Annotated in this window: 16 protein-coding genes; 12 read left to right on the top strand and 4 right to left on the bottom strand. The window is 68.8% G+C overall.

Going from position 1 to position 13,971, the window contains the following annotated elements; translation table 11 throughout:
• Positions 1 to 30 precede the first annotated feature (30 nt).
• Genes IG04_RS0110200 through IG04_RS0110190 form a run of 3 tightly spaced genes read left to right on the top strand, consistent with a single transcriptional unit; the run spans position 31 to position 2,766 of the window.
• The gene (locus tag IG04_RS0110200) at positions 31 to 1,515 is read left to right on the top strand and encodes a GGDEF domain-containing protein (RefSeq protein ID WP_030476330.1); all 1,485 of its coding nucleotides are present in this window, start codon (positions 31 to 33) and stop codon (positions 1,513 to 1,515) included.
• Positions 1,512 to 1,943 (top strand): cupin domain-containing protein, encoded by a 432-nt coding sequence (locus IG04_RS0110195; RefSeq protein WP_030476329.1) that lies wholly within the window; start codon positions 1,512 to 1,514, stop codon positions 1,941 to 1,943. Before IG04_RS0110200 ends, IG04_RS0110195 begins: the two co-directional genes overlap by 4 nt.
• A 19-nt stretch (positions 1,944 to 1,962) precedes the next feature.
• Entirely contained in the window at positions 1,963 to 2,766 is an 804-nt protein-coding gene (locus tag IG04_RS0110190; RefSeq protein WP_030476328.1) for an alpha/beta fold hydrolase, read from the top strand.
• A 28-nt stretch (positions 2,767 to 2,794) separates the two neighbouring features.
• Here IG04_RS0110190 and IG04_RS0110185 read toward each other — a convergent pair whose 3' ends face one another.
• Positions 2,795 to 3,670 (bottom strand): hypothetical protein, encoded by an 876-nt coding sequence (locus IG04_RS0110185; RefSeq protein ID WP_051769468.1) that lies wholly within the window; start codon positions 3,668 to 3,670, stop codon positions 2,795 to 2,797.
• A gap of 83 nt (positions 3,671 to 3,753) precedes the next feature.
• On the opposite strand from IG04_RS0110185, the gene IG04_RS0110180 reads away from it, so the two are divergent.
• A complete protein-coding gene (locus IG04_RS0110180) occupies positions 3,754 to 4,179 on the top strand; it encodes a MarR family winged helix-turn-helix transcriptional regulator (protein ID WP_030476326.1) in 426 nt (141 codons plus the stop codon).
• A gap of 18 nt (positions 4,180 to 4,197) precedes the next feature.
• On the opposite strand, the gene IG04_RS0110175 is transcribed toward IG04_RS0110180, so the two are convergent.
• Positions 4,198 to 4,881 carry an SDR family oxidoreductase gene (locus IG04_RS0110175; RefSeq protein WP_030476325.1) on the bottom strand — a complete coding sequence of 228 codons (684 nt, stop codon included), beginning with the start codon at positions 4,879 to 4,881 and terminating at the stop codon, positions 4,198 to 4,200.
• A 50-nt stretch (positions 4,882 to 4,931) separates the two neighbouring features.
• On the opposite strand from IG04_RS0110175, the gene IG04_RS0110170 reads away from it, so the two are divergent.
• Positions 4,932 to 5,966, top strand: coding sequence for a serine hydrolase (locus IG04_RS0110170; RefSeq protein WP_030476324.1), 1,035 nt, complete (start codon positions 4,932 to 4,934; stop codon positions 5,964 to 5,966).
• A gap of 152 nt (positions 5,967 to 6,118) precedes the next feature.
• On the opposite strand, the gene IG04_RS0110165 is transcribed toward IG04_RS0110170, so the two are convergent.
• A complete protein-coding gene (locus tag IG04_RS0110165; protein WP_030476323.1) occupies positions 6,119 to 7,261 on the bottom strand; it encodes a Gfo/Idh/MocA family protein in 1,143 nt (380 codons plus the stop codon).
• A gap of 123 nt (positions 7,262 to 7,384) precedes the next feature.
• Between IG04_RS0110165 and IG04_RS0110160 the strand changes: the two genes are divergently transcribed.
• From IG04_RS0110160 to IG04_RS0110145, 4 genes are all read left to right on the top strand, one after another.
• Positions 7,385 to 8,401: a LacI family DNA-binding transcriptional regulator gene (locus IG04_RS0110160; RefSeq protein ID WP_030476322.1), complete on the top strand. Its 1,017-nt coding sequence runs from the start codon at positions 7,385 to 7,387 to the stop codon at positions 8,399 to 8,401.
• 108 nt (positions 8,402 to 8,509) lie between these two features.
• Positions 8,510 to 9,820, top strand: coding sequence for a hemolysin family protein (locus IG04_RS0110155; RefSeq protein ID WP_030476321.1), 1,311 nt, complete (start codon positions 8,510 to 8,512; stop codon positions 9,818 to 9,820).
• Positions 9,817 to 10,842, top strand: coding sequence for a hemolysin family protein (locus tag IG04_RS0110150; RefSeq protein WP_030476320.1), 1,026 nt, complete (start codon positions 9,817 to 9,819; stop codon positions 10,840 to 10,842). Before IG04_RS0110155 ends, IG04_RS0110150 begins: the two co-directional genes overlap by 4 nt.
• 118 nt (positions 10,843 to 10,960) lie before the next feature.
• Entirely contained in the window at positions 10,961 to 11,557 is a 597-nt protein-coding gene (locus IG04_RS0110145; protein ID WP_030476319.1) for a dihydrofolate reductase family protein, read from the top strand.
• Positions 11,558 to 11,641: 84 nt separating this feature from the next.
• Here the strand turns inward: IG04_RS0110145 and IG04_RS0110140 are convergent, their stop codons facing one another.
• Positions 11,642 to 12,298 (bottom strand): SDR family oxidoreductase, encoded by a 657-nt coding sequence (locus tag IG04_RS0110140; RefSeq protein WP_030476318.1) that lies wholly within the window; start codon positions 12,296 to 12,298, stop codon positions 11,642 to 11,644.
• A gap of 82 nt (positions 12,299 to 12,380) precedes the next feature.
• On the opposite strand from IG04_RS0110140, the gene IG04_RS0110135 reads away from it, so the two are divergent.
• From IG04_RS0110135 to IG04_RS0110125, 3 genes are read left to right on the top strand one after another with little or no spacing between them, the layout of a single operon-like run.
• The gene (locus IG04_RS0110135) at positions 12,381 to 12,809 is read left to right on the top strand and encodes a winged helix-turn-helix transcriptional regulator (RefSeq protein ID WP_030476317.1); all 429 of its coding nucleotides are present in this window, start codon (positions 12,381 to 12,383) and stop codon (positions 12,807 to 12,809) included.
• Positions 12,810 to 12,819: 10 nt separating this feature from the next.
• Entirely contained in the window at positions 12,820 to 13,065 is a 246-nt protein-coding gene (locus tag IG04_RS0110130) for a hypothetical protein (protein ID WP_084401880.1), read from the top strand.
• Positions 13,066 to 13,084: 19 nt separating this feature from the next.
• Entirely contained in the window at positions 13,085 to 13,957 is an 873-nt protein-coding gene (locus IG04_RS0110125) for a hypothetical protein (protein ID WP_030476315.1), read from the top strand.
• Positions 13,958 to 13,971 lie beyond the last annotated feature (14 nt).

Raw genomic sequence — 13,971 nt, 5'->3', positions numbered from 1 at the left:
GTGGTCGGGTTTCGATCACGGGAGTGACGGGTGAAGAGGTTCTGGGCCGTTGCGGGATGCGTCGGCGTCTTCATGGCGATCGCCATCCTCACCGCCCTGGCCGCGCCCCGCGATATCGGTATCGCAATCGACAAGGTCGTGCAGCTCGTCTTCGCCGTCGCGGCGTTGATCGCCTACGCGCGGTCGCGGGACCGGTGGATGACGGCGGCGATGGTCAGCCTCAGCATCGGGTTGTCCGCGTGGATCTGGGGCCAGCAGATCATGGGCGTGCAACTGCCGTCGTCCACGATCGCGCCGATCGGCTTCACGATGGTGCCGGTGCTCTGCCTGGCCGCCGTGATCGCGAAGGCGCAGAAGCGGCGCTCCGACGACCTGCTGCCGAACTACCGCAGCCGCACGGTGATCGTGCTCGACGGACTGATCGTGATCGGGTCGCTGTTCGTGCTGACGTGGGTGTCGGCGCTGGAGTCGCTGACCCGCGCGTGGGCCACCGAAGGTCCCGGGTTCGCCACGGTCGTCGCGCATCCCGCCGCGTACCTGGTGCTGCTCGTGGCGATCGTGGTGATGTCGTGGACGCACCAGGCCGTGCGTCAGTGGCCGATGCTTTTCGTGGCACTGGCCGGTATCGCGCAGTCGTCGTCGGGCTGGGTGTTCGCGTTCTACATCTCCAAGGGCAACACGGCGATCCCGGCGACCGCGGACATCGGCTTCATGCTGTGCCCGGCGTTCTTCCTGCTGAGCGCGCTCGCCCCGGTCCGCAACCTCGACCCCACGCCCGGCCGCATGCGCATGGCCGACCTGCTGCACCTGCTCGTGCCGTACCTGCCGCTCGCGATCACCGGGCTGTTCGTCAGCTGGAACACCGCGACGGGCGGGCGGCTGAACCCGGTCGAGATCTACGTCGGGCTTCTGATCGTGTGTCTCGTGATCATGCGTCAGCTGTTCACGATGATGGACAACATCCGGCTGATGGATCAGCTGCGCGTCTCTCGCGAACAGCTACGGCACGAGGCGACGCACGACCCGTTGACCGGCGTCGCGAATCGGTCGCTCTTCCGCGAACGGCTGGAGCGCGCGCTTTCGGTCCGTGACCGCTCCACGCCGTTGATCCTGCTGTTCATCGACGTGGACGGGTTCAAGGCGGTCAACGACAACAACGGGCACGCCGAGGGCGACATGGTGCTGCGCAACGTCGCCGCACGGCTGGTGAACAGCGTGCGGCCGGAGGACACCGTGGCGCGGCTCGGCGGTGACGAGTTCGGTGTGCTGGTCGACGGCGGTGACGCCGACGAGATCGGCGACCGGCTGCTGACGGTGCTGGGACATCCGCACGAGGTGCACGGCCGGGTGCACCGGGTGCACGCCAGCATCGGTGTGGCGCAACGGTTCTCGTACGATCCCATGATCACCGCCGACGACGTGCTCGGTGCCGCGGACGCCGCGATGTACACGGCGAAGCGGCTCGGCAAGGGCATGGTCGTCGTGCACGGTTCACCGCTTCCGGAGATGACGTGACCCCTGAGCAGTTGATCAGCGACCTCGGCCTGCAGGAGCTGCCCGTCGAGGGCGGGTACTTCGCGCAGACACACCGGTCGGACGAGGTGTCCGCGATCGCGTACCTGCTGCGCCACCCGGACTTCTCCGGCATGCACGTGCTGAAGCACCTGGAGATCTACCACTTCCACGCCGGGGCGCCGTTGCGGATGCTGCTGCTGCACCCGGACGGCACGGTGACCGAGCCGATGCTGAGCGCGTCGAACCCGCAGGTCGTGGTGCCCGCGGGCGTGTGGCAGGGCAGCACGCCGGCCGGCGACTGGTCGTTGGTCGGCACGGTGGTGGTGCCGCCGTACACCGACGACATCGTGGAGTTCGGGCACGCGGACGACCTGTGTGCGCGTTATCCCTCACACGCTGCTCTCATTCGGCCCCTGTGCAGGTTCTAGCCTCTCTAAGATCTTCGGAATGGCGCTTGTCCCGCTCAACGGCATCGAGCTGAACGTCCAGACCGAGGGTTCCGGCGATCTCGTCGTGCTCGTGATGGGTACCGGCAGTCCCGGCAGGGTCTGGCGCTCCTACCAGGTGCCCGCGCTGGTCAAGGCCGGTTACCGCGTCGCGTACTTCGACAACCGCGGCATCAGGCCGTCGTCCGAGTGCGCGGAGGGCTTCACGCTCGACGACATGGTCGCCGACACCGCCGCCCTGATCGAGCACCTGGGCGGCCCGGCGCACGTGATCGGCACGTCGCTGGGCGGCCGCATCACCCAGGAACTCGCGCTGACACGTCCGGCGCTGGTGCGGTCGGCGGTGATGATGGCGACCGCCGGCCGGCCCGAACCTGTGTCGCAGGCGTGGTCGCAGGCGGTGTGCGACCTGCACGACAAGGGCGTCGAGATCCCGCTGCAGTTCTACTCGGTGGCGTCGGTGGTCAGGAACCTGTCGCAGACGACGCTGGCCGACCCGGTGGTCGCCCGCGACTGGCTGCAGATGTACGAGTTCGCCGGTGCCACGCTCGGTGCGGGCGAACGCATCCAGCTCGGCCTCGGCGAGTACGACACGCGCCTGGACGCCTACCGCGACATCGCCGTGCGGTCGCTGGTGATCGGGTTCGCCGACGACGTCGTGCTGCCGCCGCGGTTGTCGCGCGAGGTGGCGGACGCGATCCCCGGCGCGCGGTACGCCGAGGTCGCGGGTGCCGGGCACGTCGGGTACCTGGAGCGGCCGGCCGAGGTGAACCGGCTGCTGGTCGAGTTCCTGGGCGGCGCGTGACTCCGCGGGAGTCCCGCACGAGCGGTGGCTACCGGTCGAGGCTGAACTCGTCCGTCGTCTCCCCCCTCACCAGCAGGTCCACGCGGCCGCTGAGCACGTAGGTGCCGTGCGGTGTGCGGGCCGCCGTGGTCGGGGCCGTCTTCCAGTCCCGCTGGGACTTCACCTGCCACGTGCGGGTGTCCAGCAGCGTCACGGCGTTCCTGCCCGGCGCGGCCAGTCCGTTCGTCACGACGACCAGACCCTGCGGGGTGAGGGTGAGGCCGTCCGCGCCCGGCAGTTTCGGTGCGGGCAGTTCCTCGACATGGTTCTGCGTGACCTTGAACAGGGTGCCGTCGGTGTAGTGGCCGGTGACCAGGAATCCCCTGGGGTCCCAGGCGATTCCGTTGTTGCCGATCGACGGCCCGCCCAGCCGGGAGTCTCGGGCGAACGGTGTCACGGTGCCGTCGCGGCCGACCTTCCAGATCGTGTCGCCCAGCGCGCCGGTGACGTAGGCGTTGCCGCGTGGGTCGACCGCGATGTCGTTGGCGCCGTTGGGGATGTCGACGTACTTCAGCGCGCGGCCGGTGCGCAGGTCGAAGATGCCGAGACCGGACTGGCCGGGTACCGATCGTTCGCCGAAGCCGATGTCCCCGTAGGCGACCAGCAGCCGGCCGCCGTCCACCTGGAGGCCGAACGTGGACACCATGTGGGTTCCGGTGACGAGCGGGCGGACTCGGCCGTTCGTGCCGACCAGTGACACGGTGCCGTGGCGCAGCGAGCTGACGAGGAACTGGCCGCGACTCAGGTCCCAGGCCACGCCCTCGGGGTGCAGTGACGGTGAGCGTGCCTCGATGTGCCTCGGCTTGGCCTGGGCCGTGCCCGTGAACAGCACCAACACCGCCATGGCGGCGAGCAGGACGCGCATCTACTTCCCTCCAGTACGAGCACTGATGGATATCAGAGCTCTGATATCCATCCATAGTCTTATCATACTCCTATGCTGGAGGGATGCGCAGCGGTGATCGGATCGGCGGAGACATCAAGCGCGCCGAGCTGGACCTGGTGGCCGCGAAGTCGGCGGCCGTGAAGCCCGCGGGGCTGACCGTGCCTCAGTACTCGGCGCTACTGGCCCTGAGCGAGCACCCCGGTGCGCCCGCGGCGACGCTCGCGCGGTTGTGCCTGACCACACCTCAGACGATGACGACCATCCTGCAGAACCTGGTCGCGCTGGGTCTCGTGGAGCGCACGTCCCACCATTGGCAGCGCAACGTCCTGGAGAACCGGCTGACCGAGGCGGGGCAGGCGAGGTTCCACCAGGCGGACAGGGCCGCCGTGGCGGTGGAGCAGAGGCTGGCGGACGCGTTCACCGAGGAGGAGCGCGCACAGCTGCGCGCACTCCTGCAGCGATGTTCGGACGTGCTCAACGAGAAGTGACGAACTCGTAGTTCTCCCTCAGCGATGCGCGGCCTGTCCGGTCGGCCGCAGCAGGATCTCGTTCACGTCCACAGTGGATGGCTGGGACACGGCGTAGAGCACCGCCCTGCCCACGTCTTCCGGTGCCAGCTTCGGGTCATCCGCCCGCGACGCCGGAATGGCGTCGGTGTCGACGAGTCCCGGCTGCACCACCGTCACCCTGACGCCGGTGCCCACGGCTTCGGCTCGGATCGCCTGTGCCAGGCCGGTGATCGCCCACTTCGTCGCCGAGTACAGGTTGCCGGGGCGGACGCCGCGGCCGGCCGCGGACCCGGTCATCACCAGGTGGCCGCCGGTGCGGATCAGCGCGGGCATCGCGGCACGGGCCGTGAAGGCCGGTCCGCAGACGTTCGTGACGACCATGTCGGTCCACTCGGAAGGCTCGGCGCCCGCCGAAGAGATGAACGACGTGTCCACCGAAACGCCCGCGTTGGCGAAGACGACGTCGATCCGGCCCCAGCGGGACTCCACTCGTGACATGAGATCCTGCACGGAATCCCAGGAAGAAACGTCGCATCGGGCGTCCCAGCCGCGATCACCGACGGATTCTTCGGCCGAACGCGAGGCCCTGACCACGCGATACCCCGCCTGGGCGGCCAGGGACGCGGTCGCCGCCCCGATTCCGCGGGAAGCACCGGTCACCACGAAGACGTTTTCCATGATCCGGAACCCTAGTCAGAGAAACGTCAGTGCCGCCTGTTTTGATGTCGCGCATGACTTTGAACCGCAGGTCCGTGTTCGGGCTGGGAACCGTCGCGGCCGCGACGGCCGTGCTCGGCTCCAACGGCGCAGCGCAAGCGCAGGAAGACGCGGAGGCAGAGATCGAACGCTCCCCGGCGACGGCCGACCGGTCGCGCAAGCGCGTGGCCCAGATCTACCGGCGGCAGACCCGCAAGGCCCGGGGCAGCTGGTCGTCGCTGATCACGGTCGCCGACCTCGACGGGGCGACGAAGCCCGCCGTCGACGAGAACGCGGACACGGTCGTCGAGGCCTACAGCGTCAACAAGATCGCCGTCGCCGTCGCTGTGCTGGACAAGGTGGACCGCGGGCTGATCAAGCTCGACCAGACGGTCACGGTGTCGTCCGCGATCGTCATCCAGGACACCGACGGCATCTTCGCGCTCGACGGCGCGTACCCGAGCGAGGTCACGGTCGGCCACGCGCTCGCGAACCTGCTGACCGTGTCGGACAACACCGCGGTCCGCCTGTGCGGGCTGGTCGTGCCGGCGCTGGAGCTCAACGAGATCCTGCGGTCCAAGGGCTTCGTGCACACCCAGGTCGTCCCGGTCGCGAACCCGAACCGGTTCTTCCTCGGCACCACGACGGCGCGCGAGACGCACACGTTGCTGCAGAAGCTGGTCGATGGTCAGCTGCTCTCGGCCGCGTCCACCGCGTACCTGCTGAACATCCTGCGCGCCACGGCCAGCTTCACCGACGGCGTGCGGCTCAACCTCACGACGAACGAGCGCCTGCGCGTCGCCACGAAGGCCGGTTGGTTCTCCGACGGCCGCAACGAGGCCGGGATCATGTTCAGCGCGGACAACCGGGCGATCCTGATCTACTCGATCTTCGCGTCCGGTGAGTTCTCCGGCGACAAGGCCGTGAACGACGAGGACTTCAGCGCCACGCACCCGGCCGTCGCGGCCCGCGCGGAGCTCGGACGGTCGATGTTCGACGCGGTCATCAAGATCACGACCACGCGCCCGAAGCACCGCGCAAAGGTTTACAGGTTCTTCAACGGTGGCTGATTTCCTGAGATTTGCCTGAAACATCGAGCAACCGGCACTGGTTTTCGGATATACAGACAGCAACGCCGGGGTCGGTCGTCGCCGCCGTCGACGACCGGCTTCCCCGCGCCGGAGTCAGACCGCCGGTTCCACAACGTCGTGGTCCCCGCGTGTCAGACATCGGCGATCTCCACCCGGCGACCCTCCGAAGAGGACTGCAGGCCGGCCGCCGCCAGCGCGACGCCCCGTGCCCCGGCGCGGAAGTCGTGCGGGAACGGCGCGCCCTCGTAGACGTGGCGCAGGAACTCCGCCCACTGCACCTTGAAGCCGTTGTCGAACTCCTCGTTGTCCGGCACCTGCTGCCACTGGTCGCGGAACGGGTGCGTGACCGGCAGATCCGGGTTCCACACGGGTTTCGGCGTGACGGCGCGGGGCTGCACGAAGCACTCGCGCAGCCCCGCGACCGCACTCCCCTCGGTGCCGTCCACTTGGAACTCGACGAGCTCGTCGCGGCGCACCCGCACGCACCAGGACGAGTTGATCTGGGCGATGACGCCGCCGGCGATCTCGAAGATCCCGTACGCGGCGTCGTCCGCGGTCGCCTCGTAGGCGTTGTCCTGCTCGTCCCACCGGGTTGGAATGTGCGTCACGGCCTTCGCGGTGACGGCGTCGACCCGGCCGAACAGGTCGTGCAGCAGGTAGCTCCAGTGGCAGAACATGTCCGAGACGATGCCGCCGCCGTCCTCCGCCCGGTAGTTCCAGCTCGGGCGCTGCGCGGACTGCCAGTCGCCTTCGAAGACCCAGTACCCGAACTCGCCGCGCACGCTGAGGATCCGGCCGAAGAAGCCACCGTCGATCAGCCGCTTGAGCTTGCGGATGCCCGGCAGGTACAGCTTGTCCGCCACCACACCGTGCTTCGCACCCTTTGTCTCGGCCAGCCGCGCGAGCCCCAGCGCTTCCTCGACCGTCTCGCTGACCGGCTTCTCGGTGTAGACGTGCTTGCCGGCCTCGATCGCCTTGGTGATCGACTCGACGTGCTTCGACGTGACCTGCGAGTCGAAGTAGATCTCGACCGACGGGTCGGCGAGCGCCCCGTCGAGGTCCGTCGTCCAGCGCGCGAGGTCGTGGCGCTCGGCGATCTCCTTGAGCTTGTCGGCGTTGCGGCCCACGAGGACCGGTTCCACCTTCAGGACGGTCCCGTCCCGCAACCGCACGCCCTCCTCGCGCAACGGCAGCAGCGAACGGACCAGGTGCTGGCGGTATCCCATCCGCCCGGTGACGCCGTTGACCGCCACGCCAATGCTCCGTTCCGCCATCGCACCTCCCTGACAGCAGCGCCGGAAAGCGCTTTCCCGCCACGCTAATCGCGGCGCTTGACGGACGTCAACCTCCTCGCGAGTTAGTCTCAGCGCTCACAAGCAGGTTTGACGGAGGTGGTCGTGTCCGCCCGACAGGTGACGCTCGCCGAGGTGGCGAAGCAGGCGGGTGTGTCGTTGGCGACCGCTTCTCGCGTGCTCAACGGCAGCACGCGGCAGGTGAGCGAGGACCTGAGCGAACGCGTCCTGCGCACCGCGGAGGAGCTCGGCTACGTGGCGAACGCGTCCGCGCAGGCGCTGGCCCGCAACTCCAGCTCGCTGGTCGGGCTGGTGGTCCACGACATCACCGACCCGTACTTCTCCTGCATCGCGGCGGGGGTGACGCGGGTGGCCGAGGCCGCCGGGCTCTCGGTCGTCCTCGGCACGACCGGGCGCCGTCCCGAGCGTGAGGCGGAGCTGCTCTCTACCTTGCGTGCGCATCGGGCCCGTGCGGTGGTGCTGGCCGGATCCCGCACCACGGACCGCGCCGCGCAGTCCCGGCTGGCGGCCGAGATCGACGCGTTCAGCGAGCAGGGCGGGCGTGTCGCGTGCGTGTCGCAGGCGAAGCTCGGCACCGACACGGTCGTTCCGGGCAACCGCGCGGGTGGTCGCGCCCTGGCCCGTGCGCTGGCCGAGCTCGGCCACAGGAAGTTCGCCGTATTGGGTGGTCCTTCCGAACTCGTGGTGGCCCGCGACCGGCTCGCGGGGTTCAAGGCGGGTCTCGCCGACGTCGGGATCGCGCCGCCCGTGGTGATCAACGGCGCCTTCACCCGTGACGGCGGGTACGCCGCGGCGATGGAGCTGCTGGCGTCGAAGTCGCGTTCCACCTGCGTGTTCGCCGTGACGGACGTCATGGCGATGGGGGCCATGGCCGCGCTGCGCGAACGTGGCGTGCGCATTCCGGAGGACATCTCGATCGCCGGGTTCGACGACATCCCGACGCTGCGCGACACGGTTCCGGCGCTGTCCACGGTGCGACTCCCGCTGGAGGAGATGGGCGAGATCGCCGCAGGTCTCGTGCTGGACGCCGGGGGTGACGAGGCACGCACCGTCCGGGTGGCGGGTGAGGTGGTGCTCAGGGCCTCCACTGCTCACAATTAGACTCATCTGGCTGTTCACGTACTTAGTCATGAGGAGTTGAGCCGTCCCCATGGGGTCTGGCCCTGGCTGGCATACCAACCCGGTCATCCGCTCGCTTGGAGCGCGTAGGTGACCGGAATACTTCTGAGCGTGCTCGGTCTGGTCGCCGTCGTGGCACTGACCGCGGGCACCTTCATCGCGGTGGCGGCGGAGTTCTCGCTGACCGCGCTGGAACGAAGCACCGTCGAACGTCACGTGGCCGAGGTGGGCGACGCCAAGGCGCACACCATCGACCGTGCGCATCGCACTCTCTCGTTCCAGCTCTCCGGCGCACAGCTCGCCATCACGCTGACCACGCTGATCACCGGTTACATCGCGGAGCCCGCGATCGCGAACCTGATCGAGCCCGGACTCACGGCGCTCGGCGCGTCCGCGACCGTGGCCGACGGTGTGTCGCTGGCCCTGGCGCTGGCGATCGCCACGGCGTTGTCGATGGTGTTCGGCGAGCTCGTGCCCAAGAACCTGGCGATCGCGAGGCCGCTGGAGACGGCGCGGAGCGTGGTCGGCCTCCAGGCCGGGTTCTCCACGGTCTTCCGCTGGCTGATCAGCTGGATGAACAACTCTGCGAACTGGCTGGTGCGGCGCATGGGTGTCGAGCCGGTCGAGGAGCTGGCGTCCGCGCGGTCACCCGAGGAGCTGGGCGCGCTGGTGCGCACGTCGGCCGAGCACGGCACGCTGGACCGGAGCACCGCGGTGCTGCTGGACCGGTCGCTGCGCTTCGGTGACCGGACGGCCGGCGAGCTGATGACGCCGCGCGTGCGGCTCGAGGCGTTGCGGGGCGACGCGACGGTCGCGGACCTCGTGCTGAAGGCTCGGGAGACCGGTTTCTCCCGGTTCCCCGTGCACAACGGCTCCCTGGACGAGGTGAGCGGGATCGTGCACGTGAAGCAGGCGTTCGCGGTGCCTGCCGCTCTGCGCACGTCCACGCCGCTGTCGGCGGTGACGCGGCCCGTGTACTCAGTGCCGGAGTCGCTGGAGGGCGATGCCCTGCTGGACCGGCTGCGGGCCTCCGGGCTGCAGACGGCGCTGGTCGTCGACGAGTACGGCGGCACGGCCGGGATGGTGACGCTGGAGGACGTGATCGAGGAGATCGTCGGCGACGTGCGCGACGAGCACGACCGCGGTGAGGCCGCACCGGTGCGGTCGCTGGGTTCGGACAGCTGGATCGTGTCCGGGCTGCTGCGCGACGACGAGGTGGCCGACGCGACCGGGTTCCAGATGCCCGAGGGCGACTACGAGACGCTGGCCGGCCTGGTGCTGGCGCGGCTCGGCCGGATTCCGGACGTCGGCGACGAGATTCGCGTCGACGGGTGGAGGGTGACCGTCATGCGGATGGACAAGCACCGCGTGGCCGAGCTTCGGGTGGTGGCGTCCTCGTGAACTTCCTCATCATCGCCTTCCTGCTGGCCGGCAACGCGTTCTTCGTCGGTGCCGAGTTCGCGGTGATCACCGCGCGCCGGGACCGGCTGGAGTCGCTGGCGGACAAGGGGTCCGCCCGCGCCCGTACCGCGATCAAGGCGTCGCAGGAGCTGCCGTTGCTGATCGCGGGCGCGCAGCTGGGCATCACGCTGTGCTCTCTCGGGCTCGGCGCGATCGCCGAACCCGCGCTGGCTTCCGTTCTTGAGGGGCCCCTCAGAGCCGTTGGGCTGCCGTTGGCCGTGGTGCACGGTGTGGCGTTCGCGGTGGCGTTGGTCATCGTCGTCGCGCTGCACACGATCCTCGGTGAGATGGTGCCGAAGAACCTGGCGATCGCCGGTCCCGAGCGGGCCGCGGTGTGGCTGGTCCCGGTGCACTACGGGTTCTCGCGGATGATCGCGCCCGCGCTGGCCCTGTTCACGGCCGTGGGACGGTGGGTGCTGCGCCGGTTCGACGTGGAGCCGGTCGACGAGCTGGAGTCGGCCTACACGCCGGACGAACTGGCGTTGCTGATCGCCCAGTCCCGCTCCGAGGGCCTGCTGGAGGACTCGGAACACCGGCGGCTGGCGCAGACGTTGTCGTCCGCCGCGCGCACGGTGGCCGACGTGCTGGTTCCGCTGGACCGGCTGACGACGGTGTCCGCGTCGCCGACCGTGGGCGAGATCGAGGCCGCCGTCGCGGAGACCGGGTTCTCGCGGTTCCCCGTGCTCGCCGACGCCGGGCTGATCGGGTACCTGCACGTCAAGGACGTGCTGGACCTGGAGGGCGCGGAGACGTCGGTGCCGCGTGACCGGGTGCGCGGGCTGCCCGAGGTGCCTGCCGAGGCCCGTCTGGACGAGGCGCTGACCGCGTTGCGCCGGGCCCAGTCGCACCTCGCGCGCGCGGTGAGCGCGGACGGCACCGTGCTCGGTGTCGTCGCGATGGAGGACCTGTTGGAGGAGTACGTGGGCACGGTGCGGGACGGCACGCACGTGCGCTGGGTCTAGACGAGGGCGTCGAGCAGGCGTCCTGCCCGAGCCCCGGTATGTGCCTCTCCGACCCATGTCGATCCGGGGACGGCGGCGTTCGACGTCCCTGCGAAGGACCACAACAGGGAGGCACAAGATGAGCAAGGTCTACACGGGCGCCAGCACCTCGATCGACGGCTACGTCTCGGGCCCGGACTTCTCCGGCTTCGACAAGCTGTTCGCCTGGTACGACGCGGGCGACGTGGCGTTCACGGTCCCGACCGGCGCCATGACCGTCAACCTCACGCCGGCCAGCGCCGCCTACTTCGCCGGGCTGATCCAGACGACCGGCGCGTTGGTCGTGGGGCGCAGGCTCTACGACTTCACCAACGGCTGGGATGGCCAGCATCCGATGGGCGTGCACACCGTCGTGCTCACCCATCGGCCGTTGGAGGACAACGAACACTTCACGTTCGTCAGCGGCGGCATCGAGGAAGCCGTTGCGGTGGCACAGAAGCACGCCGGAGAGAAAGCCGTCGGCCTGAACTCGGGCGAGATCGCGCGGCAGGCCATCGACGCGGGCCTGGTGGACGAGATCTTCCTCGACCTGGTGCCGGTGATCCTCGGCGGGGGAACGCCGTTCTTCGCGCCCGGCAAGGGGTACGAGCTGGAGGGTCCGCTCTCGGTGATCGAGAGCGCTTCGGTCACGCACCTGCGCTACAAAGTCAAGTACGAAGCTCCGGAGAGCTCGTGACGCCGATCTCGCGAACAGGCTGATGTGGTCTGCCCCCGAGGAGGACGGGGCCCTGCCCTCCTCGGGATCTTGAGCACCTACGCCTCAAGAGGCCAGTGAAGCCTTCACCGCGCGAGTGCCGTCGTCGGCGAGCACTTCCTCGTCACCGTTCTCAATAGCCTGCAGCACCTGGGAGACGACGTCCTCCGGCGCGATCTTGGGTGCGTCGAGGCCGTCCGTCATGTCGGTGTCGATGAAGCCCACGTGCACCCCGATGACGTTGGTTCCCTGCTCCCGCAACGCTTCCCGCGTCGACTTCGTGAGCGACCAGCCCGCCGCCTTCGACGCCGCGTAGCCGCGCCAGGCCGGGTGGCCGAACCACGACAGGATGCTCAGGACGTTGACGAGGGTGCCGCCGCCGTTGGCCTTCAGGATGGGCGCGAACGCGTCCGTCGTGCGGACGAGGCCGTAGAAGTTGACCTCGAACTCCGCCTTGATGCTGTCCACGTCCTCGCCCGCGACGAGCACGCCGGCGTTGTTGATGACGATGGAGACGTCTCCGAGCTCCTTCGCCGCGGCCGCTACGGAGGCGTCGTCGGTCACGTCCAGCTGGACCGGGACGACGCCCTCGTCCACGACGGACGCCGGGTTGCGCGCACCGGCGTAGACCTTCGCCCCGCGCTTCGCGAACTCCTGCGCGAACGCCCGGCCGAGCCCGCGGTTGGCTCCGGTCACCAGCACTGCCACACCGTTGAAGTCCATGACCCCTACCTCCTAAGTTGGCTTTCCCAACTCACGTTAGCGACGTAAGTTTGATTTTCCAACTCACTGATAGGATGGTCACATGGCACCTCGAAGCTGCTCCGTCGCGAACGCACTCGAAGTCGTGGGCGAACGCTGGTCGCTGCTGGCGTTGCGCGAGGTCTTCCTCGGTGTCACCCGCTTCGACCAGATCGCCGCGAACACCGGCGCCTCACGCGATGTGCTGACCGTGCGGCTGAAGAAGCTGGTCGCCGCCGGGGTGCTGGAGAAGCACCAGTACTCCGAGCACCCGCCACGGCACGAGTACCTGCTCACGGACTCGGGGCGCGCGCTGCACAACGTGATGCTCATGCTCAAGGAGTGGGGCGACGCGTACGTGACGGAGGGGCCTCTCCCCCTCGTGTGGGAACACTCGTGCGGCGCCGTACTGGAGCCACGGGTGGTGTGCGCGGCGTGCGGCGAGGAAGCCACATCCGAGTCACTGACTCGTGCGCCGGAGCTGACCCACTAAGTTGGGCGGCATGAGTGAGGACGACGAGGACGAGTTCGCCGAGGACGACGACTTCGAGGACGAGGAAGACCCGGACGACCTCTTCGCCGTCACGCCCGAGCCGCGCACGGTGTGCCACCTGTGCGGGGGCGCGAGCTACATCGCCGCGCCGACGCTGGCGATCATCGGTGGTGCGCCGCGGACCGTCGACAACGGGCGGGAGTGCCCGCACTGCAACGGCGCGCGGACGTTCACCGGGCTCGTGCCGCCGCTTTAGCCCTGTACGGTAACCGCCCGTGGAAGTCCTGACCCGAGCCGAATGGCACCATCTGCGCGACTCGCACGTGGCACGCATGCGCAGGTTCACCGGGCCGCATCAGGAGCGGAAGCTTCGCAAAGAGAAGCACCCGGTCATGGACTTCCTCTTCACCTATTACAGCCATCGGCCCGTGCGGCTCGAACGCTGGCATCCGGGGCCCGGCGTCGTTCTCGAGGACGCGGCGGAGTACCTGGAGTTCCCGCACTACAAAGCCACGTCCGAGGGCGTCACGCTCGACGTCGACAGCTTCGTGGGACAGCGGGCGAAGACGCTGGAGTTCGTCCAGGGGTTGCTCACGGCGACGCTGAGCAGGCCTGCCCGCCTCGGCTGTTTCGGACTGCACGAGTGGGCGATGGTCTACCGGCAGCAGCCCGAGGAGGTCCGGCACAACGCGTGGCCGCTCAGGCTCGACAGCGACGGCACGGACCAGGTGGTCGAGGCGAGCCGGATCCAGTGCGGGCACTTCGACGCGTTCCGGTTCTTCACGCCACCCGCTCGGCCGCGTAACGCTCTGCAGCCCACTCGTGACGAGCAGTTGCTGAACGAACAGCCAGGGTGCCTGCACGCGAACATGGACCTGTTCAAGTGGGCCTATAAACTGGAACCGGCGACGCCGTCCGATCTCGTCGCCGACTGCTTCGAACTGGCCGCTGACGTGCGCGAACTCGACATGCAGGCCTCCCCGTACGACCTGGCCGGGCTCGGGTACTCCCCGGTGCGGATCGAGACGCCGGAGGGGCGCGCGGAGTACGTCCGGCGGCAGGCCGAGTTCGCTGAGCAGGCACGACCGTTGCGAGAACGGCTCATCTTCGTTTGCCAGTCGATACATGGAGTGACTTCACTTCGCTGACGAAGTTCACCTGT

It is taken from the genome of Lentzea albidocapillata (genome assembly GCF_000719115.1).
GTDB classification, from domain to species: domain Bacteria; phylum Actinomycetota; class Actinomycetes; order Mycobacteriales; family Pseudonocardiaceae; genus Lentzea; species Lentzea albidocapillata.
The sequence above is the reverse complement of the archived record's forward strand: the minus strand, read 5'-3'. Positions and strand labels throughout refer to the sequence as shown.

Coding starts and splice junctions, on each gene's coding strand:
- IG04_RS0110190 (WP_030476328.1), top strand. CDS start 1,963: ATGGCGCTTGTCCCGCTCAACGGCATCGAGCTGAACGTCCAGACCGAG.
- IG04_RS0110185 (WP_051769468.1), bottom strand. CDS start 3,670: ATGCGCGTCCTGCTCGCCGCCATGGCGGTGTTGGTGCTGTTCACGGGC.
- IG04_RS0110180 (WP_030476326.1), top strand. CDS start 3,754: ATGCGCAGCGGTGATCGGATCGGCGGAGACATCAAGCGCGCCGAGCTG.
- IG04_RS0110170 (WP_030476324.1), top strand. CDS start 4,932: ATGACTTTGAACCGCAGGTCCGTGTTCGGGCTGGGAACCGTCGCGGCC.
- IG04_RS0110165 (WP_030476323.1), bottom strand. CDS start 7,261: ATGGCGGAACGGAGCATTGGCGTGGCGGTCAACGGCGTCACCGGGCGG.
- IG04_RS0110145 (WP_030476319.1), top strand. CDS start 10,961: ATGAGCAAGGTCTACACGGGCGCCAGCACCTCGATCGACGGCTACGTC.
- IG04_RS0110140 (WP_030476318.1), bottom strand. CDS start 12,298: ATGGACTTCAACGGTGTGGCAGTGCTGGTGACCGGAGCCAACCGCGGG.
- IG04_RS0110135 (WP_030476317.1), top strand. CDS start 12,381: ATGGCACCTCGAAGCTGCTCCGTCGCGAACGCACTCGAAGTCGTGGGC.
- IG04_RS0110130 (WP_084401880.1), top strand. CDS start 12,820: ATGAGTGAGGACGACGAGGACGAGTTCGCCGAGGACGACGACTTCGAG.